Annotated in this window: 13 protein-coding genes and 1 riboswitch; of the genes, 10 read left to right on the forward strand and 3 right to left on the reverse strand. The window is 63.6% G+C overall.

The window, feature by feature from the left end:
• Nucleotide 1: 1 nt before the first annotated feature.
• Together QUV25_RS09725 and QUV25_RS09730 are read left to right on the forward strand one after the other, a co-directional pair.
• A complete protein-coding gene (locus QUV25_RS09725; RefSeq protein ID WP_300863444.1) occupies nucleotides 2-841 on the forward strand; it encodes a UDP-2,3-diacylglucosamine diphosphatase in 840 nt (279 codons plus the stop codon).
• Between the two features lie 46 nt (nucleotides 842-887).
• Entirely contained in the window at nucleotides 888-1,760 is an 873-nt protein-coding gene (locus QUV25_RS09730) for a M90 family metallopeptidase (RefSeq protein ID WP_300863446.1), read from the forward strand.
• Nucleotides 1,761-1,779: 19 nt separating this feature from the next.
• Here QUV25_RS09730 and QUV25_RS09735 read toward each other — a convergent pair whose 3' ends face one another.
• Nucleotides 1,780-4,530, reverse strand: coding sequence for a DUF349 domain-containing protein (locus QUV25_RS09735; protein ID WP_300863447.1), 2,751 nt, complete (start codon nucleotides 4,528-4,530; stop codon nucleotides 1,780-1,782).
• 90 nt (nucleotides 4,531-4,620) lie between these two features.
• Nucleotides 4,621-8,322: a DUF748 domain-containing protein gene (locus tag QUV25_RS09740; RefSeq protein WP_300863448.1), complete on the reverse strand. Its 3,702-nt coding sequence runs from the start codon at nucleotides 8,320-8,322 to the stop codon at nucleotides 4,621-4,623.
• Between the two features lie 680 nt (nucleotides 8,323-9,002).
• Between QUV25_RS09740 and QUV25_RS09745 the strand changes: the two genes are divergently transcribed.
• From QUV25_RS09745 to nrdR, 3 genes are all read left to right on the forward strand, one after another.
• Entirely contained in the window at nucleotides 9,003-9,923 is a 921-nt protein-coding gene (locus QUV25_RS09745) for a lytic transglycosylase domain-containing protein (protein WP_300863449.1), read from the forward strand.
• A gap of 75 nt (nucleotides 9,924-9,998) precedes the next feature.
• A riboswitch (ZMP/ZTP riboswitch) is annotated at nucleotides 9,999-10,172 on the forward strand.
• Between the two features lie 50 nt (nucleotides 10,173-10,222).
• A complete protein-coding gene (gene glyA, locus QUV25_RS09750) occupies nucleotides 10,223-11,467 on the forward strand; it encodes a serine hydroxymethyltransferase (RefSeq protein WP_300863451.1) in 1,245 nt (414 codons plus the stop codon).
• A gap of 160 nt (nucleotides 11,468-11,627) precedes the next feature.
• The gene (gene nrdR / locus QUV25_RS09755; RefSeq protein ID WP_300863453.1) at nucleotides 11,628-12,077 is read left to right on the forward strand and encodes a transcriptional regulator NrdR; all 450 of its coding nucleotides are present in this window, start codon (nucleotides 11,628-11,630) and stop codon (nucleotides 12,075-12,077) included.
• A gap of 9 nt (nucleotides 12,078-12,086) precedes the next feature.
• Here nrdR and QUV25_RS09760 read toward each other — a convergent pair whose 3' ends face one another.
• Nucleotides 12,087-12,701: a GspH/FimT family pseudopilin gene (locus QUV25_RS09760; protein ID WP_300863455.1), complete on the reverse strand. Its 615-nt coding sequence runs from the start codon at nucleotides 12,699-12,701 to the stop codon at nucleotides 12,087-12,089.
• A gap of 108 nt (nucleotides 12,702-12,809) precedes the next feature.
• Here QUV25_RS09760 and QUV25_RS09765 point away from each other — a divergent pair, with 108 nt between their 5' ends.
• The 5 genes from QUV25_RS09765 to QUV25_RS09785 all read left to right on the forward strand — a co-directional run bounded on the left by QUV25_RS09765 (nucleotide 12,810) and on the right by QUV25_RS09785 (nucleotide 19,800).
• On the forward strand, nucleotides 12,810-13,433 hold the full coding sequence (locus tag QUV25_RS09765; protein WP_300863456.1) for a GspH/FimT family pseudopilin: 624 nt from the start codon (nucleotides 12,810-12,812) through the stop codon (nucleotides 13,431-13,433).
• Complete coding sequence (gene pilV / locus QUV25_RS09770; RefSeq protein ID WP_300863458.1) at nucleotides 13,415-13,924, forward strand: type IV pilus modification protein PilV; 510 nt, start codon at nucleotides 13,415-13,417, stop codon at nucleotides 13,922-13,924. Before QUV25_RS09765 ends, pilV begins: the two co-directional genes overlap by 19 nt.
• Nucleotides 13,921-14,940, forward strand: coding sequence for a PilW family protein (locus QUV25_RS09775; RefSeq protein ID WP_300863459.1), 1,020 nt, complete (start codon nucleotides 13,921-13,923; stop codon nucleotides 14,938-14,940). The genes pilV and QUV25_RS09775 overlap by 4 nt, the downstream gene beginning before the upstream one ends.
• Before the next feature lie 62 nt (nucleotides 14,941-15,002).
• Nucleotides 15,003-15,482 (forward strand): PilX N-terminal domain-containing pilus assembly protein, encoded by a 480-nt coding sequence (locus tag QUV25_RS09780; protein ID WP_300863460.1) that lies wholly within the window; start codon nucleotides 15,003-15,005, stop codon nucleotides 15,480-15,482.
• A gap of 58 nt (nucleotides 15,483-15,540) precedes the next feature.
• Nucleotides 15,541-19,800: a PilC/PilY family type IV pilus protein gene (locus QUV25_RS09785; RefSeq protein WP_300863461.1), complete on the forward strand. Its 4,260-nt coding sequence runs from the start codon at nucleotides 15,541-15,543 to the stop codon at nucleotides 19,798-19,800.
• Nucleotides 19,801-19,814: the final 14 nt, after the last annotated feature.

Consider the following 19,814-nt stretch of genomic DNA (forward strand, 5'->3'; position numbering starts at 1 on the left):
CATGCCTGACCAGGCAGACGACCGCTTCGCCGAGTTGCGCGCGCCCGCGCACTGGCAAGCGGTCGATTTTTTTTCTGACCTGCACCTGCAAGCGAGCGACCTGGCCACCTTCGCGGGCTGGAGGCGCTATTTGCTGCGCCCGCCCGAGACCCGCGCCAGCGCCTTGTTCATCCTCGGCGACCTGTTCGAGGTCTGGGTCGGCGACGACGCCCTCTTGCCCCACCCCGACGACGATGAACACCCGGAGCGGCATTTTCAGCGGGAGTGCATGCGCCTGCTTCAAGAACACGCCCACCACACGCCCACCTACTTCATGGCAGGCAACCGGGACTTCCTGCTTGGCCCGGCGGCCCTGAAAGCCGCCGGCATGGTTGGCTTGCCCGACCCGACGGTATTGGTGCTGCATGAGCAGCGCTGGCTGCTCAGCCACGGCGACGCGCTGTGTGTGGATGACCTGGACTACCAGACCTTTCGCGCCGAGGTGCGCAGCCCTGCGTGGCAGCAGGCGTTTCTTCACCGTCCGCTGGCCGACCGGGAAGCTCTGGCGCGCGAGTTGCGTGCGCGCAGCGAGGCGCGCAAGAGCGAGCAAGGGCAAGACCCCACACTGTGGGCCGATGTCGACGCCGCCACCGCACGGCAGTGGTTGCAGCAAGCCGATGCCACCACCTTGATCCACGGCCACACCCACCGGCCGGCCACCCATGTGCTGGGTGAGCGCCAGAGTGCGCTCCTGCAACGTGTGGTGCTCAGCGACTGGGATCTGGCCGCGCGGCCTCCTCGCGCCGATCTGCTGCGACTGAGCGATCAGGGCTTGAATCGGCTCGATCTGGCCACCATGTGAGCGGCTTGATCGACTCCGCCCCCAGCGGCCTTGGCCGCCCGCCCCCATGATCCCTGGCTTCGCCGCCCGGCTGCCTCAGTTCGCCCAGGCCTGGCTGCCGCGCCGCTGGCGTACGCCCACGCCAATTCCCTTGCCGCTGTGGCGCAAAACATTGACTCAACACCGCTTTTTGCACAGCCTGAGCGCAAGCGAGCAAGCCCGGCTGCGGCAGCTCTGCACCCACTTCCTTGCCGAAAAAGAGTTTCACGGCGCGCACGAGTTTGTCATCACCGACGCCATCGCCCTGGCCATCGCTGCCCAAGCATGTCTGCCGCTGCTGCACCTGGGCGGCGTCCGCCATTCGCCCGACGGCGATGCGCTGCGCGCGCTGGACTGGTACGAAGATTTTGTGGGTATCGTGGTGCAACCCGGTGCAGCGGTGGCGCAGCGCGAAGTGACCGACGGCGCCGGTGTGGTCCACCGCTACCGCGAGGTGCTGGCAGGTGAGGCGATGGACCGCGGCCCGATCATGCTGAGCTGGGAGGCGGTGGCGCAGGCCGATGGGAGTGCCGAGGCCGGTCACAACGTCGTCATCCACGAGTTTGTGCACAAGATGGACATGCGAGGCATCGAGCTTGGTCAACACCCCGCTGGCGCGCCGCCGCTGCCACCCGGCTTCCTCGGTACCCGCAGCGAGGCAGAGGCGCGCGCACGCTGGCAGGCGGTGATGAAACCGTCCTTTGAAATCTTCTGTGAGGCCGTGTCGCTGGCCGAGCGCTTTGGCGGCGAAGCGCCCTGGCTAGATCCCTACGCGGCCACGAACCCGGCGGAGTTTTTCGCCGTGACCTGCGAGGCCTACTTCGTCAACCGCGAGCGCTTTGCCACCGAGTTCCCGGCGCTGATGCCGCTGTACGACGGCTTTTTCCGCCCGGGCCGCTGAGAGCCCGCCGTCGGTTCGCTCAGCGCTTGAGCAGCGCCTTGAGCACCTGTTGCAAACGCCGCGCGAGCGTGGCCTCGAAGCCGCCTGCCAGCACGCGCGCCACATCCTCGCCCCAGGTCTGCGCCGGGCCGGGGTCGTTGCGCCGCGTGAGCAACTGCAACTGCAGCATGCGCCGCTCGCTGAGTGCATCGGCCGGGCTCGACACCTCGGCTGCCATTTCCAGGCGCAGCATCGCATCCGGCGGGGATGCGGCAGCTGGCTTGGACAGTGCCGCCACCCACTGGCCTCGTGCAGCCGGACTGAGCCGACCTCCAAGCGCCTGAGCGTTGGGCAGCTGCTGCGGATCGCGATGCTCCCAGGCGGCCATGAGCTGGGTCAGCACCTCACCATGGGCTTGCTCAGCCAGTTTGCGCAAGCTGGCCTGAGCCGCCTCAAGGGCCTGACGCTGAGCACGGAACGCCGCATCGCCCAGGCGTGGGCCTCGCGGCTCGCGGTCCTCGCGCGCATCGCGCCAGCCCCCTGCCGCGCCGTCGCGGCGGGGGCCTGGCCGGTCGCTTCGACGCGCGTCCCGTCCAGCCGGTTCCGCTTTCTTCAGGCCGGGGCGGTCGTCACCTCGCACCGCAACCACTTTTTTCGGTGCGGGCGCGGGTTTGCTGACGGGTTCGGGTGAAACTTGGGCCGTCTCATCACTCGCCACTTCGGGGGCGGTTTCAGCGAAGGGTGCGGGCGCCGCGTCGGTCGGTTCCGACTTTGCTTCAGCAGATGCTTCTAACGGCGCAGGTGCGCTGGCCGGGGCCGCGCGCACCGCTTCTGCCTGGCCAGACAGCGCTGCTTCCAGCGCAGCCATCGACGCGCGTATCTGTTGCACATCGCCCTTGGCGCTGGCCTCGTCCAGTGCACGTGAGGCCTCCAGCACGCGCTGATCGTGCGCGCTCAGCGAAGCCGATACCTTCTCGCGCTCGCTGCTCTTGCGGGCAAATGCGGCATCGATCGGCTCACGAAAAGCGTCCCAGAGCTTTTGCTCTTGTTTGCGGTCCAGCGGCACCGCTTGCGCCTCGGCCTGCCAGCGCGCCTGCAGCGCCTTGACGGCGTCGATGCGCAACTGCGGCGCTGCCCCCAGGGCTTGCGCCTCTTCGATCAGTGACCGGCGAGACGCGAGGCTGGCGGCCTGGGCCTTCTCCAAGGGGCCGTGGGCGGCGTGCATCGCCTCTTTCCACAGCGGCTGCAGCTCGGCAAAGGCCTTTTCACTCAGGTGTCCGGCCTGGCGCCAGCGCTCGGAAAACGCGTGCAGATCGCGCATCTGGTGTTTCCAGTCGCCGAGCTCGGCGTGCGCAGCGGTCCAGGTCTTGAGTTCTTCGATCAGTGCGAGGCGCTGCGTCTTGTGTTGGTCGGCCTGTTGCCGCACCTGGGTCAGCCAGACCTCCACCAGCTTGTGCGCCTCGTTGCAGGCTTCATCGAACCGCTTCCAGAGGGCGTGGTTCGGCTGCCCACCCTGATCGGTCGTTTTCCACTGCTCACGCAGGGTGCGCAGGGTTTCCTGCAACTTGCGCCCGCCCAGGCGCTGGCCTTCCGGCGCCTGGAGCAGCGCTTCGGCCTTGGCCACCAACTCTTCGCGCAACTGGTCGGCGCGCCACCGTTGCCAACCTTCCAGCTCGCCGGCCTGCGACATCGCCGCGTGGGCACGCGCTTCCAGCGCTGGTCCGACCAGCTTGCCCTGGCTCTTGAGCAGGTTGCGCACATCGGCTGCGGCCTTCGGCGTGGCTTTGCCATGCCCTTCGGCCAGCTCACGTTCCAGCACGCTCAGCAGCTTGTCGAGCTCGCTGGCCACGCGGTCGCGCCGCTCTTGCTGCGCCTGCGAGTTGAGTGCCTGCTTTTCCGCGGCGGCAGCGGCGGGTTCACCGCGCGCCTGACGCAGCTCGTCCGACCACACCGGCACGGCGGGCAAGGGCGCGGCCACATCCGCATCGGCTGCCACCGCCTGCGCCAGTGCCGCCTCAAAGGCTTCCCAGACCAGTGCTAGCTGCTGTCGCGAGGCCTCAACCATGGGCGGGAACTTGGTTTCCACACACGGCCATTGGGTGTCGCTCTGCAAGCTGTCGGCCTGCTGCTGCCAGTGCGTGACGTCGGCGAGCAAGGAGTCGGCGCTGCGCTGGGCTTCGCGCCAGGACTTGGTGGACAACACTTCGATGCGCTGGGCCAGCAGCACCGCGGCCTCGCGTTCGACCTGAACCCGGTGTTGCAGATCTTCGATCGCCTTGATGCGCTCGGCCAGAGACTGCTTCAGCGTGGCCAACGGCTCGCGCGACAGCGGCGCGCCCGCTCTGGCCGCATCGCGCTGCCAGGCCAGGGCGTCGGCCAGGTTCATGCGCTTGTGATCTAGCAGGGCTTGTGCCTTCTCGGCCCATTCGGCTGCGATCTGCTCTTGCGATTTCTGTCGCTTGAGTTCGTCGAGCTTTTCCTTCAGCGGCTTGGCTGCGCCACGGTCGCGGTGCGACATCTCCTTGAACACCTCGTTCATCTGCTCCAGCGCCGGATCAGTGGCCAGCCACTCGCGCAGGCGAGCGGCGCGCTCGCCAGAGGTGGGCGCGGAAAACGCGCCGCCGGTGAGCGCATCGAGTGGATGGCTGCCAGCCGGCTTCGCCGCGGCCGGCGGATTCGCGGCGGAATCGGACGCGTTGGACTGAGGAGGCGACTTGCGCAAGGAAAACAGCGACATAACAGTGGGTACAAAAAACCAGGGGTGCAGGGCCGGGCCCTGCAGACGAGACATGGCCCGCGCCGCCACAGCGCAGGCCCAGCGGGTATTGTCGCCGCCTTTGCGCTTGCCACCTAGGGTGGCTGCGCCGCTCACGGTTCAGGGCTAGCGCGGCGCCAGCTTGAGCTCGGCCTGCGGTTGCCACTGGTCATCAGGCCGCTTGAGCACCGGCGCACCCAGGAACATCCGGTCCTCGGGCAACGCCTGGGTGGTCAGGTAGTCTTTCACCGCCACACCGCGCGCCACCGCGAGCTGTCGCATGGCGTCGGCCGTGACAGGTTGGGCGGCCAGCAACAAGGCTTCCATGTCCGCCTGAGGAATGTCTTTGGCGATGCCGATCACATTGCGCGGCTTGGGAACGTCGGCCCTGCGGTAAACCTCCTGCAGCAGTGCCGGGTACTCGGCTGGTGTCACGACCAGCGTGCTGCTGATCGACGCACCATCTCGTGCCAGTCGACGGCGCTTTTCCGCCAGCACCTGCTGGTCGAGCAGGGCGCGCTGATAGGCGGCGCGCTCGGCATCGAGGTCGCTGTGACCGACCACCGTGAGCGACAGCGCCGGCCTTTCACCCAGCGCTTTGGCCACCGCATCCAGCCGCTTTCGGCCTTCGTCGGCGAGCACCGCGCGCCCGGGTGCAAAGTCAACCTTGCTCAATTCATCTCCGCCACCGCCCAGCGCACTGGCCAGCAGGGAAAACGGCGCGGTGATGGCTTTGCCGATCAGGTTGAAGATCAGTTTGAAGATGATGGGCCCAATGCGGAACTGGGGGTCGTTGATCGAGCCGCTGACCGGCAAGTTGATATCGATCACGCCACTTCGATCGGCCAGCAAGGCCACCGCGAGCTTGACCGGCAGGTTGGGCGCATCGCTTCCGTCCACGCGGTCGCCAAATCTCAGCTGGTTCAGGATGATCTGGTTGCTGGCGGTGAGTTGCCCGTCGGGCTGGATGCGGTAGTTCACGTCCACGCTGAGCTTGCCGCGGTCGATGCCGTAGCCCGCGTACTTCACGCTGTAGGGCGACAGCGGTGGTAGTTCCAGGTCACGCACCTTGCCCTGGATGTCGAGCGCCAGTGGGCGAGCAAGCGGATTGAGCTTGCCGCTGATGTCCAGCTGCGCCGTGCCCTCGGCGCGTCCCTTGAGCATCAGATCAGCCAGCTCCGGCGTGCCCGCCGCGGAGGGTGCGGTGCTGGCAAAGGCGCTGATGCCACCGGAAAGCTCGCTGAGGTTGGCCGAGTAGTTGGGCTGGATGAAGCGGTCGGAAAAGAACACCCTGCCATTGACCAGGCTGATCGGCCCAAAGCGGATATCGGGCGCCGGACCACTCGGGATAGGAGCGAGCGCAGCCGTGGTCGTGCCAGTCGGGGTGGCGCTCGCCGACACACTGGCAGTGGCGGTACCGATGCCGGACTCGCTGCCTTTCACCAGGCCTTGCAGGTTGATGCGCCCGTCGGCCGCGACGATGATGCGCGCGAAGTAGTCGCTCAGGGCGGTCTCGCCCACCGCCAGGCGCAGCGGCTGATCTGGCACCAGATCGAGCGCGAGCTGGCGGAGGTTCAGCACCTTCCAGGCCAGCAGATCCTCGCTGGGCGACAAGGTATTGGCGCGAAAGTCCTCGAGTGCCACGTCCCCAGCCAGCGCCAGCACCATGCCTTGCGGCGGAAAGGCGAACGTGAGCGAGCCGCGGTAGCTGGCGTCGGCCCGCAACAGCTCCAGGTTGAGCCGGTCACCAAAATAGGGTTCCAGCGCATGCACAGGCAACCGCTCGGCCTGCACCTGGGCTTTGAGCTGCAGACCGGGGTCACGCGGGTTGCCAGACGCCGGAAGGCGCAGTGTGCCTTGCACATCCAGCCGCCCCGGATCTCCCTGGGCCGCCTGCGATGGCGCCATTCTCAGCTTCAGGTTGACCGGCATCAGCGGCTGCTCGTTCGCCAGCGGCTGCAGGTCTTTCAACTGCAATTGCAGTCCGTTGAACCGCAGGGCGGCGGGGCGGGTCAGCTGCCGGTCTTCCCAGCCAATGTCGCCGTTGTTCACGCCCAGCTCGTTGATGCGCAGTGCCCAGGGCTTGGCAACAGCAGCGCCCCCAGCGCTCGGCGTCGCCGCGTCTTGTGAGGCGGGGAACCAGGCTTGCGGAGAAAAGCGGCCGTCGGGCTCGCGCACCACGTCCAGACGCGGACGGTCCAGCGCCAGCGCGTCTACCTGCACCGTTTGCGCGACCAGGTCGATCGTCGCACCGCTCACGCGCAGCTGCTTGAGGGCCGCCAGCGGGGATCGGGCGGCGCCCAGCACCAGGTCGTTGAGCTCCACCTGCTCGGCTTGCACCATGAGCGCCATCGGCTGGTCCCTCTGTGCAGCCTGCCAGCGCAGCGATGCATCAGCCCCAACTCGGCCGCTTAGGGGAGGCACCAGGGACTGCGCCAGGTACGGTGCCACCGTCGACAGCGGCAGGTCTCCCAACACGATCTGCGCCGATGCCTGCGCATCGGTGGCGCTGCCCTGCACGCTGAGCGTGGTGGTGCCCACCAGCGCCGTCATTTCAAACGGCATGGCTGCCTGCACGGGCCAGGTGATCGCCTTCACCGCCACGCGCAACTGATCCAGCGCCAGCGCCGCAGCGGGTTTCACTGCAGCATCTGCCCAGTCCACCCTCCCGTCCTGGACCAGGACCTCTCCCACCCGGACGCTCCAGGCGGACGCGGCTGAGCCTTGAGGCACCGGCTGAGCATCCTTCGCCTGCGGCTGAAGCGCACGGACCCAGCCATCCGCCACGGTCTGCAGGTTGATCTGGCCAGCCGCGTCTCTCGTCACCCGAACCACTGGTCCGCTGAGCTCTACCGAGGCGATGTCCACCCGCTGCGCCAGCGGCTCGACCCGGCTCAACACCACCGCCAACCGATCCCATGACAGCAACTCCGCTGTCTGCTCGCCTGAGCCACGCTGAACCACCCGCAAACCGTTGAGCGCGGTGGTGCCCGCGAGCACCACCTGGGGCTGTTCGCGCTGCTCAAACGACATTGTCAAGGCCAGCTGCAGCACGCCCGCAGTGGGGCGCACCGGCCAGGCGCTCGGCCAATAGGGCAGATAGGGCGCCAAATCCAGCGACGGGATGTCCAGACTGGCCTGAGTTTGTGGACTGTCGGCGAACGGCGTGGTGCTGGCGCGCGTGGCAAAAGGGCTGTCATTGAGCTCGAACGCGAGTTGTGGCTGGGTGAACACTTCCCGGCGCGAGGGCAGGTTGCTCAGAAACGGCACTTGCAGGTTCAGCTTGTCCAGCCTGTGGCTGGCACCCACCGGGTCGTCGGCGAACAGCAGCTCACCGTCGGTGACCACAATGTTGAACAGGGCAAAGCGCGTCGGTTGGCTGGGCTCTGCCGGCTCGGGTCGGGCCAGCCGCTGCAGGACGTCGTCGATGTCGTAGCGGCCCTCGCCAAGATGCCGAAGGGAGATCTTCGGCTGTTCGATCGTGATCGCGTCCACCACCGGCGCCAGTCGCAACAAGGACTGCAGCTCGGCATCTATATACAAGCGCTTGAGGTGAAACTGGTCACCCTCGCCACTGGCACCAGCCACCCTCAGACCGAGCACGGTCAACTCCAGCGACCAAGGTCGGAAGTCGACGCGCTCGACCGTCACGGTGCGCCCCAGCTGGGCCGTGCCCTGCTCCTGCAGCTGCCACTTGAGCAGATAAGGCATACCCAGCCAACTGACCAGCCACAGCCCGAGCAGGCTGGCGATGGCGATCAGCGCGCGCCGCGTCCAGCGGTGCAAGGCCGGGCGAGATTGGGGCGCTTGGGCTGGCGAAGCGGTCATGGCTGCAGTGTCGCCGAACCGGGGCAGATCGGCCAGACGAGACCCATGTCTGGCCCAAGGCTCCAGAAACAAGAAACCCCGGCGGGCTGAACCCACCGGGGTTGATGGCGGGCAAACTGCTCTTGCCATCGGGGGTCGGCGGAGAGAGTTGGATGTCTCCCCAACCGGGGCGCAAGGTATTGCACCCTAGGTTTGCCGGTGAACGTGGCTTTCGCCTGTTGACCGACGATGCGAGTCATCACGACACGCATCCACAGAATACGCCGCACGCGCCCGGCCCACAAGCCTTGGCCCGGGGCTGGTCGATGGGGAATTCCAATCACAAAACGCGCATCCATTCAAGCGCAGGGATTCGGGCTTTTTGCCACGTCAACGGTGCCTGGGAGGCGACAAACGGCGGCGACGGCGGAACGCGCTGGCAGACCGCGCCGTTGCTGGGGCCAGCGCTAGAGAACTCGGTTTCGCAACCCCAACCGCCATTCTTATATAGCCATTAGTTGTTTTGAACGCCGTTCAAAACATTGACTTCGTATTTGGCCAAACCTACCATTCGACAACTTGTGATTGCGGGTAAACCCGAATCCTGCCGCGGAACCCTGCGGCACCCTCTGGCCACCAAGAGGTCGTTCTGCATCCGCCCAGTGGACATCGCGTCGGCCGGGCCTCCAGGAGAAATACTGATGATCAACTTGCCCATTACCTTGCGGGAACGAAGGCGCTCCGCGTTGAACGCGGCTCGTGCCACCGTGGTCGACACCTACCAAGGCTTCATCGCAGTCACCCACAACAGCGCAGCCCTGCTGGGTACGGTTCTGATGGTCGGCCTGGTGACCCTCAGCCTCAACACCGAATGGCGTCTGGCCGGCGAGCAAAAGCTGCTCGGCTGGCTTATGGAGCGCCAGGAAGCCATGGCTGTCACCGAAGAAGAAACCAACCCCACTGTGCTGACCTTTGAGGCCGAGCCCACCGTCGTTGACCGTGTCACCGCAGCCTTGCCCCACGAGCTGACCCAGCAGCAGGCCAAGGTGGCGTCATGGCTGAGCCGCAAGTACCGCGTGGCCCCCGAACCCCTGGGTGCGCTGGTGGCTGAGGCCTTTGAGATCGGCGAGAAGGCCAAGCTGGACCCGACCCTGATCCTGGCCATCATGGCCATTGAATCGCGATTCAACCCCTTTGCCCAGAGCCCTGTGGGCGCTCAGGGCCTGATGCAGGTGCTGACCCGCGTGCACACCGACAAATACGAGGACTTCGGCGGCCAGCTCGCAGCCTTCGACCCGGTCACCAACCTCCGGGTGGGCGTGAAGGTGTTGCAGGACTGCATCCGCCGCGCCGGCTCGATTGAAGGCGGACTGCGGCTCTACGTCGGCGCGGTGACCACCGACGGCAGCTGGTACGTGAATCGCGTGATGGCCGAGCACCTGCGCATCCAGAGCGTGGCGCTGGGCAAGCCTATGCCGGTGACTTTCCCCAAGTTCACCACCGTTCCGGTCACGGCTCCGGCCGAGACCGAAGCCAAGCCCGCGCCGATTGAACCGGCGATCGAAGCCGAAGCGACCAACCAGCCGGCTGTGCCCGCGCAGTCGCCGCTGCTCCAGTCCTGACCCAAACCTGAAGCCGACCGGGCCGCGCTGCACCAATCGCCCGGGGCAGCGACTCCCCGCCCTGTCGGATAAACTCTGGCCGTGCGCAACTGGCGATAGGCACCCTCCTCGGCGACCGCTGAGGCACGGGGTGTTGACGTGGCCCCCCTCGCGTCCCACCTTTGGGGCGTCGCAGGGACAACCACTGGGAAGCGCGCCGCTCCGTCAACGTGATTCGTGAGCGTTCAGCCGTTCGCCTGGGCAGCCCCTGCCGTGCATGCGTGCGCGTCCAGGGTTTCACGCCACCGAAAACCGCCAGCATGTACGACCGCACCATCCTCATCGAGCAGACCGACCCCGAACTGTTTGCCGCCATCCAGGCCGAAAACGCGCGCCAGGAACACCACATCGAGCTGATCGCCAGCGAAAACTACGCCTCCCCCGCCGTCATGGCGGCCCAGGGCACGCAGCTCACCAACAAGTACGCCGAGGGCTACCCCGGCAAGCGCTACTACGGCGGATGTGAGCATGTGGACGTGGCCGAGCAGCTCGCCATCGACCGGGCCAAGGAGCTCTTTGGCGCCGACGCCGCCAACGTGCAGCCGCATTGCGGCGCCTCGGCCAACGAGGCAGTGTTCCTCGCTTTCCTCAAGCCGGGCGACACCATCATGGGCATGAGCCTGGCCGAAGGCGGCCACCTCACCCATGGCATGCCATTGAACATGAGCGGCAAGTGGTTCAACGTGGTCAGCTACGGTCTGGATGCCCATGAAGCCATCGACTACGACGCGATGGAGAAGAAAGCGCACGAGACCAAGCCCAAACTCATCATCGCTGGCGCCTCCGCCTACAGTTTGCGCATCGACTTCGAGCGCTTCGCCAAGGTAGCCAAGGACGTGGGCGCGATCTTTCTGGTCGACATGGCGCACTACGCTGGCCTGATCGCCGCTGGCGTCTACCCCAACCCGGTGCCGCACGCCGACGTGGTCACCTCCACCACCCACAAGAGCCTGCGCGGCCCGCGCGGCGGCATCATCCTGATGAAGTCACAGCATGAAAAAGCCATCAACAGCGCCATCTTCCCAGGGCTGCAAGGCGGGCCCCTGATGCACGTGATCGCGGCCAAGGCGGTCGCATTCAAGGAGGCTCTTCAGCCCGGATTCAAGGCTTATCAGCAGCAAGTGCTGACAAATGCACGCATCGTCGCCGAAACGCTCACCGAGCGCGGCCTGCGCATCGTCAGCGGGCGAACCGAAAGCCACGTCATGCTGGTCGACCTGCGTGCCAAAGGCATCACCGGCAAGGAAGCCGAGGCGGTGCTGGGAAGCGCCCACATGACGATCAACAAAAACGCCATCCCCAACGACCCGGAAAAGCCGATGGTGACCAGCGGCGTCCGCATTGGTACACCGGCCATGACCACCCGTGGCTTCAAGGACGAAGAGGCTCGCGCCACCGCCCACCTGATCGCCGATGTGCTCGACAATCCGCGCGACCCCGCCAACATCGACGCGGTACGCGCCAAAGTCAATGCGCTGACGGCGCGTTTCCCGGTCTACAAGTGACCCCCTCGCCAAGCGCATCCTGCGGATGCGACTTGCGGCCGCGCAGCTCCGCGGGTCACTGCAACCAGAAGGGGCTGGACCTGCCTGCGGGCGGCCGAGCGACAGTCCTGTCGATCCTCAGGCGGAGTGAATCGCCAGCGCCAAGCGGAGGTGTGATCCCATGAAGTGCCCGTTTTGTGGTCATCTGGAAACGCAGGTCGTCGAGACGCGGGTATCGGAAGAAGCCGACTTCGTACGCCGTCGCCGCCAGTGCGGCCATTGCGAGAAACGCTTCACCACCTACGAGCGCCCTGACGTGACGTTTCCCGCCGTGGTCAAAAAGGATGGCCGGCGGGTCGACTATGTGCCTGGCAAACTGCGAGCGTCCTTCACCCTGGCCTTGCGGAAACGACCCGTCAGCACCGAGCAGGTCGACACCGCCATTGAACGCATCGAAGAAAAGCTGATGAACCTGGGCGCCCGCGAGGTGCCCGCCACACGGCTGGGCGAAATGGTCATGCGCGAGCTCAAAAAGCTCGACAAGGTGGCCTACATCCGCTTCGCGAGTGTGTACCGAAGCTTCGAGGACATCGACGATTTTCGGGCACTGGTGGATGAGGTGAAGCGCTGAAGGCTGGGCTTAGGTGCACTGAGCAACCGGGGTACGCTGGGATCGCGGTCTGCCCGACAAGCTGATGACGATCTCCAACGCCTCGGTTGGGGCAGCATTTCTCCGACAGATCGTCAGCGTGCCGCCCTGCCAACTGCCTGTTGGCAGCATCGTGCGACCAGTTGGGTGGTACGAGATAAAGTGAGCACCCGTAAAAGTCCCTTGGATTTTCCAATCGATCGGCTGGGCCTCTAGTCGCGAAATGCGATCCTCACTTACCTCCCTGATTCCATTGTTGTTGGAATCCTGGAATACCAGCCATCCCTGCCCCCAATCCCCACTTGCAATACAAGCGACTCCATCCGCGGACTTGCAAAGCACCACGCGCGCGCCTCGCCGAATGGCCTCCGAGCGAGCACGCGCCAGATCGGCCAGAAACTGATTACCCAGCGTGGACTGTGGAGTATGGTGCAGGAGGTGGGCGAAGCCAGGGATGACCGTGGTCGCCAAAACGCCCATCACGACCAACACCATCAACATCTCCACCAGCGTCACCCCTCTGCTGCATCGTTTACCCATCTTTGCCTCCCTGTGAATGCTTTGGTACACGTTGTATGCCAGGGTCGTGAAAAAATCATCATCCAAACGAGGTACAGAGATGCAAAGTCACTCGACTCAACCGCTCATCCCTCGAAAACGACTGTCCAGCGCCAAAGCTCGTGGAGAGCTGCCTATCGAAAGCAAAATCGGATGGTGAACAATCTCATTTTTCCTCGCTTTCAATCTGCTGTTGGTCGGCAGAGAGGATTCACCCTGGTCGAATTGCTGGTCACGATTGCGGTCGCTGCGGTCATCCTTGCGATTGGCGTACCAAGCTTTCGCGGCACCATTGCGTCGAACCGTCTGACCAGTTTGACCAACGACCTGGTGGGAACGCTGGCGCAAGCTCGATCAGAAGCCATTCGCCGTGGCGTTCGAATTACCGTGTGCATGAGTACCAACGGGACCGCATGTGCAACCGTTGGCGACTGGAGCGCAGGCTGGATTGTTTTTGTTGACACCACGCGTGCTGGCCTCACCGCCGCCGTCGATGCCGGAGAAACGGTCCTGAGCTACACACAACCGACGCCTACCAACACGGTCGTGCGAGGAGGAGCCTCCGTCGCTCAGTACGTGTCCTTTTCGTCGGACGGCACAGCGAGAACGCTCGCTGGAGGGGCTCTGCCCGGGGGGGCAGTAGCAACGCTGCGGGTTTGTGAAACATCGACAGCCCTGCCCGACGCAACTCGTGCGAGGGATGTTGCTATCAGTTCAGTGGGGCGCGTTGAGACCAGCACACCCGCCACAGTATCAAACGCATGCGCAGCACCAACATGATCCTGTCGACCACTCGTGCCTCGCGCGGCCTACGCCGTCAACGGATTGGAGCCGAAGCCAAACGCCAAAGAGGTGTGGGACTCATCGAAGTCCTGGTGGCTGTGCTCATATTGGCCCTGGGGCTGCTTGGGATGGCTGGTCTTCAGTCGAAATCACTTCGAACCAGCCAAAGCAGCTACGCACGCGGTCAGGCAGTCATGCTGAGCTACTACATCATGGATGCCATGCGAGCCGATCCGGTCAATGCGCAGCTCGGCAACTACAACCGAGCAGCCATATGCAATCCAGCGGGCGTTGTCGGAGCAGCGCTCAGTGACAACAACTTGCGACACTGGGTTCAAAGCCTGAGAGGGAGTCTTGGCGATACAGGCACCTGTGGCCAGGTGAATGTTGATGCGATCTCAGGCAACGTCACCGTCACGATCACCTGGGACGACAGCCGGGCTGGTGGACTTGGCGCCCAGACCTTTGTGACAACGAGCCGCCTATGAAAACCTCTTCCAGTTTGCGCTCAAGGCCACGACCGGTATCGACGCGTGCGCAGATGGGCTTCAGCCTGGTCGAGTTGATGGTTGCCCTCACGTTGGGCTTGATCATCATCGGAGGCGTCATCAGCATTTACGTGACCAATCAGCAGGCGTTTCGAACCACCGAATCGTTGAACAGGCTCCAGGAAAACGCCCGCATTTCGTTTGAACTGATGGCCAGGGAACTGCGGCAGGCGGGCGGCAACCCCTGTGGCACCGGATTTGTCGCGAACGTGCTGGCTGCGAATGATTGGTCCACCGACTGGGATGCAGGCACTGTCATCGGCTACGAGAGTGGCACAGATGCTGCGTTCAGACCGACAGGCACTGCCGTAGCCCAGCGGGTGGCAGGTACCGATGCGATTCAAATGGTCGGCAGCGCCATCGGATTCAGTGCAGGCATCGTTGTGCACGACCCCGCGGCCGGCCAGATCACACTGTCTGCGCCCAATGGCGGTTTGGCGGGCTCCACAGTGATGATCTGCGACAGCACCTCCGCGGCGATCGCCCAAGTCACGTCGGTCGCAGGCACCAACACCGTTGCCTTCAACACGGTCGCCAACTGCACAACATCGTTCGGTTTCCCAAACAACTGTGTGACCCCCCCCGCGAAGACTTTTGCGCCGGGCGGCTTTGTCAGTCCGCTCACGGCGAGCTTCTGGTACATCGGCAACAACAGCCGCGGTGGACGGTCCTTGTACCGGCAAAGCAGGGGCATAGCGCCCGAAGAGATCGCCGAGGGCGTCACCGACATGCAAATCCAGTACCTCCGCAGCACGCTCGTTGGGGCCGTGCTGACGCCTGCTGCTGACTGGGTCGACGCCGCTCCAGCAGACGACTGGACTGCTGCTGCACTGGCTCAGGTCGTCGCAGTGCGGTTCAACCTGACTATGCAGACCTTGAATACCGTTGGCACCAATCAACAGCCGATACAGCGCCAGCTGATTTACGTGGTCAACCTCAGAAACCGACTCGAATGATGCAGAGCATGCCTACCCGATCGACCCGCTCTCGCGCCAAGCATGCGCCGAGGCAAAGAGGCGTGGCGCTGGTTGTCGCGCTGATCCTTTTGGTTGTCATGACGCTGCTTGGGCTGGGCGCCATGCGTTCCGTCACGCTGGAAGAAAAGATGGCTTCCAACACCCTTGATCGAGGAATCTCGTTTCAGGCAGCTGAGGCGACGCTTCGCGAGGCCGAGGCACTCCTGGAACCACCGGGCGTGCCGCCGACGCCGGCGGCAGGAACTTGTCCAGGCAATGGCATCTGTGGCGCTCCCGTTGTCGGGGCAGTCCCACGCTGGGAAGACGCCGCGTTTGCCGGCTGGCAGAACGCCACCCCTGTGACCAGCGGTCCGATCACGGTCACTCCGCAATACATCATCGAGCACCTAGGCAACAACTTTCCTTGCGACCTCGCCGCACCAACGAACTTGGCGTGCAAGCGCTACCGGATCACAGCTCGCAGCAATGCTGGCGCCGACAGAGCCACAGTGATCCTGCAATCCATTTACGCCACCCCCTGATTGAGACTCGGAGTCCTTCATGCCCTACTCAAAGTTCATCAACAAAGGCCTTCAGGCCTTGGCGATTCTCTCGATAGCTGCGGTCAACCTGACGGTCAGCGCCGTGGTGGTGTGGCCCAACACGCCTTTGGGTGCCAACATCAGCGCCAAGCCCATGACGATGCTGGTGACTGGAAAGGACCACAAGCTGTTTTATGAGGCCTACAACGACTCCAGCGACATCGATGGCGATGGCACTTTGGACACTCGCTTCAAACCCAGCATCACCTACTACGGTCTGTACGATTCCTCCCTGTGCTACTCCTACAGCACCACCAACAACCGATTCAATCCCTCGGCAACGGCTGGCGCTCTAGGTGTTTGCAGCACAAGCACGCACTGGTCTGGTAACTGGCTGAACTACATGACCACAAGCCGCATCGATGCGTTGCGCAAGGTGCTCTATGGTGGCCACAGGGACACGGACACCACCAACTTGACCATTCTTAGGCGGGCCTATATCCCCCAGGATGCGCACAGCTGGGGCAAGGAATACCACAGCGTGGCCACCGATGGCTACGACATCGAGGACTACACGCCCCTCAGCCTGCCCAGCGCTACCGACCGTCGGCACTTCTTCGGCAACCTGACACCGAACAGAAATGTCAACTGCAGCACGCTCGACAACTGCAGCGATATCCTGCCCGTGCTGCGCATTCGCGAAAACGTTGGCAACAACCGTCGAATCTGGGAGTGGGCCTCTAAGGAGCGCCCGGTACTGCACGACTCACTGTCCTCTGGAGCCTTCCCGGCTGGCACCGGTGCCGAGCAGAACTTCGCTGTCCGGGTTCGAGTGTGTACCGCTGCGTTCAATGCAGGCTGCAAGCAATATCCGAACGGGAGCTACAAGCCGATTGGCCTTTTGCACGAGTACGGCGAAACCGATGCCATGTTGTTTGGCTTGATGACGGGCAGTTACGACCAGCACATGTCGGGCGGCCGGCTGCGCAAGGTGGTTTCCTCTTTTGCCGACGAAGTCGATGCCAACACCGGCATATTCAATGCCGCATCGCCGATCGTCACCACATTCAACCGACTTCGTATCCGTGACTTTAACAACGGTGTGACCAGTGGAGAGTACGGGAACAACCCCTACAACCGGGGGGTAGTGGCGCTGGTTGAGGGTCAGTTTGTGGACTGGGGCAACCCGATCGGGGAAATGCTGTACGAGGCCACCCGCTATTTCGCTGGGCGGGGTGCGCCTACCGCTTCGTTTTCGACCGGGACCACGATCGACGGGCAAGTGGGGCTGACCTCGGCCGCCTGGGACGACCCGTATTCAGCCACCAGCGCCGCAAGAGCCCCCTACTGCTCGCGCGCCAGTTTTCTGACCATTTCCGACATCAACCCTTCCTACGATTCGGACACCGTGCCGGGGAGCGCCTTCACCGGCTTTGGTGACGGCGGGCAACTGCCGGGCTTCAACGCGGCTGCGTTGGGAAACACGATCACCGGGATTGAAGACAGCGGCGTATCCTCGATCACAGGGCAGCGCTTCATTGGACAGGTGGGCGCCACGTTCGACTCCGCCCCGACGGCAAAAAACGTTACCTCGCTGGGCAACATCCGTGGATTGGCGCCGGAAGAACCCTCCAAGCAGGGCAGCTACTACTCGGCGTCCGTTGCCTATTACGCCCGCACCAACGACCTTCGCCCGGCAGGATCCAATCCGCTACAGGGGACGCAGACGATTGATAACTACGTGGTCGCGCTGAGTTCACCGCTGCCAAAAATCGAGGCTGCGTTGCCCAACGGGCGCGTGATCACTCTGGTGCCGTTTTCCAAGACAGTTGAGTTCGGCGCCACAGGGGTTAACAGTGCCAAGGGACAATATCAGCCAACCAACCAGATCGTCGACTTTTATGTCGAGACCATCGCCAACTCGGGTCCAGGCAACATGAATCCTGGCATCAACGGAGGTCGGTACTACGCCGAATTCCAGATCAACTTCGAAGACGTGGAACAAGGCGGCGATCACGACATGGACGCCATCGCGCGGTACGTGATTCAGGCCAACTCCGACAGCACGCTGTCGGTCACGGTGATCCCGACCTACCAGGCCGGCGGTATGAAACAGAACATGGGCTATGTCATCTCGGGCACCAACCGCGATGGCGTTTACCTGGTCGCCAAGGACGAGGCTGGTGGGCCCCGGTACTTTCTCAACGTTCCCGCTGGCGAATCTGCAGGCTTTTGCGACGTGGCCACACCGCCAGCAGCCTGTGGATCGCTGCCCAGGATTGGTGAGGCCGCGCCCACCTTCACTTTTTCCCCCAACAGCGCTGGCAGCGGTGGAGCCACCCTGCTCAAAGACCCCCTTTGGTATGCAGCCAAGTACGGCGGTTTTGTGGACCGCAACGGCAGCAGGACCCCAGACCTCGATGTCGAGTGGGACGCCGATGGAGACGGCGTGCCAGATACTTACTTCCTGGTGCAAAACCCTTCGACGCTTCGCGACAGCCTTCAGAAGGCATTCAACAGCATTTTGGAGCGCAGCGGTAGCGGCGGAAACGTGGTCGCCAACAGCACCCAGGTGTCGTCCAACTCGCTGGTGTTTCAAGGTCTTTACGCCAGCCAGCGATGGTCAGGTGAGTTGGTGGCGTACCCGGTCAGCGCATCTGGCCTCAATACAACTCCCTTGTGGAGAACCTCGGACACTGGACGGATTCCGGCCTTTTCGGCTCGGAGACTGTTCTACGGCTCTGATACTCCTGGCGTTCTGGGAAGGCCGTTTCTTTGGGGAGAGCTTTCCACCGCGGAACAAGGTCTGTTGAACAACGACGAGCAGATGTTCAACTACCTGCGTGGCGATCGAGGCCGCGAGCTTCAGAATGGCGGGACTTTTCGCGACCGAGCAGCCAACACCGTTCTGGGCAGCATCATCCACTCATCTCCGGCGTATGTGCAGGACAGCAACACCGTGTTTGTAGGCGCCAACGATGGCATGTTGCATGCTTTTGATGGCACCACAGGCAACGAGCTCTTTGGCTATGTGCCCAGCCCGATGCTCTCCAGGCTAGGCAACCTGGCCACTTTGGCCTTCAACGACAACCCTGAGTATTTCGTTGACGGTGACATTGCCGTGTCCACAGTGGCCCAAACCACCAGCAACTACCTGGTTGCGACGATGGGTCGTGGAAGCAAAGGAATCTTCGGCTTGGATGTCACCAACCCTTCGACGTTTACACAGACCAACGTGCGTTGGGAGTACGTAGATGCTGCGGATCCTGACCTGGGCCACATGATTGGCACACCCAAGATTGCGCAACTGACCAATGGCGACTGGGTAGCCATCGTGGCCAACGGCTACAACAGCACCAACGAAGGCGCGGCGCTTTACGTGTTCAACCTGGCGACCGGCGCGGTGGTCGCCAAGCTCGACACGGGTGCCGCGCACCGGGGCGACAACGGCTTGGCCACCCCCGGGCTTCGCCTCAACGGAGCCGGGCGCGTGGAATTCGTCTATGCCGGTGATTTGAGAGGCAATGTCTGGAAGTTTGATCTGTCCAGCACGTCGCCTCTCGCCTGGGGAGTGGCCAATTCCGGCCAGCCGATGTTTCAGGCGAGAGATGCGCTGAACAATCCCCAGCCGATCACTGCGCCCATCACCACCACGGTCAACGCGGTCGCGGGGGACCCGAACTACAACAGCGTGTTTGTGCACTTCGGTACCGGAAGTTATTTTCTGGCTGGCGACCCCTCCAGCACCGCAGCACAGACCTTGTACGGTTTGATCGACGACAACACAGTCATCCCCAACCGAAGCAACCTCGTGCAAAGGCTATTCAGCATTTCTTACACCCAAGGCGGTGCAGCAGTGCGCTCATTGTCTGGCGCCGTCTCCGGCGACATGACAGGCAGGAGTGGCTTCTTCATTGATCTCCCAGAAGCTGGGGAACGCAATGTGACGGCCTCCACCTACGGGTTCACCACCCAGCCTGTGATGTTCTTCAGCTCGGCCATACCTCAGGTGAGCGACTGCACGCCAGGCGGCCGTGGCTACATCAACCTCATCGACCCTTTCACGGGCGCCCAGACCGCTAACCCCAGCCTGGACGCCAACAACGATGGCAATTTCACTGACGAAACCGTCAATGGCGTTTTCCCCAGTTCGATCGACCTGGGCATTGGTATACCTGGTCAGACAACGCTGGTCGGTAGGTTCTTCATCACTGGTGGTACCGGAGGAGACAGAGGGACCATTGCTGGCGGTGGCATCCCGACACCAAGCCCTACTCTGCGAGGACGCCAGTCTTGGCGAGAGATCATCCGTGACTAACGCCATGCAAACCA

The organism is Hydrogenophaga sp. (assembly GCF_030373245.1).
Lineage (GTDB): Bacteria > Pseudomonadota > Gammaproteobacteria > Burkholderiales > Burkholderiaceae_C > Hydrogenophaga.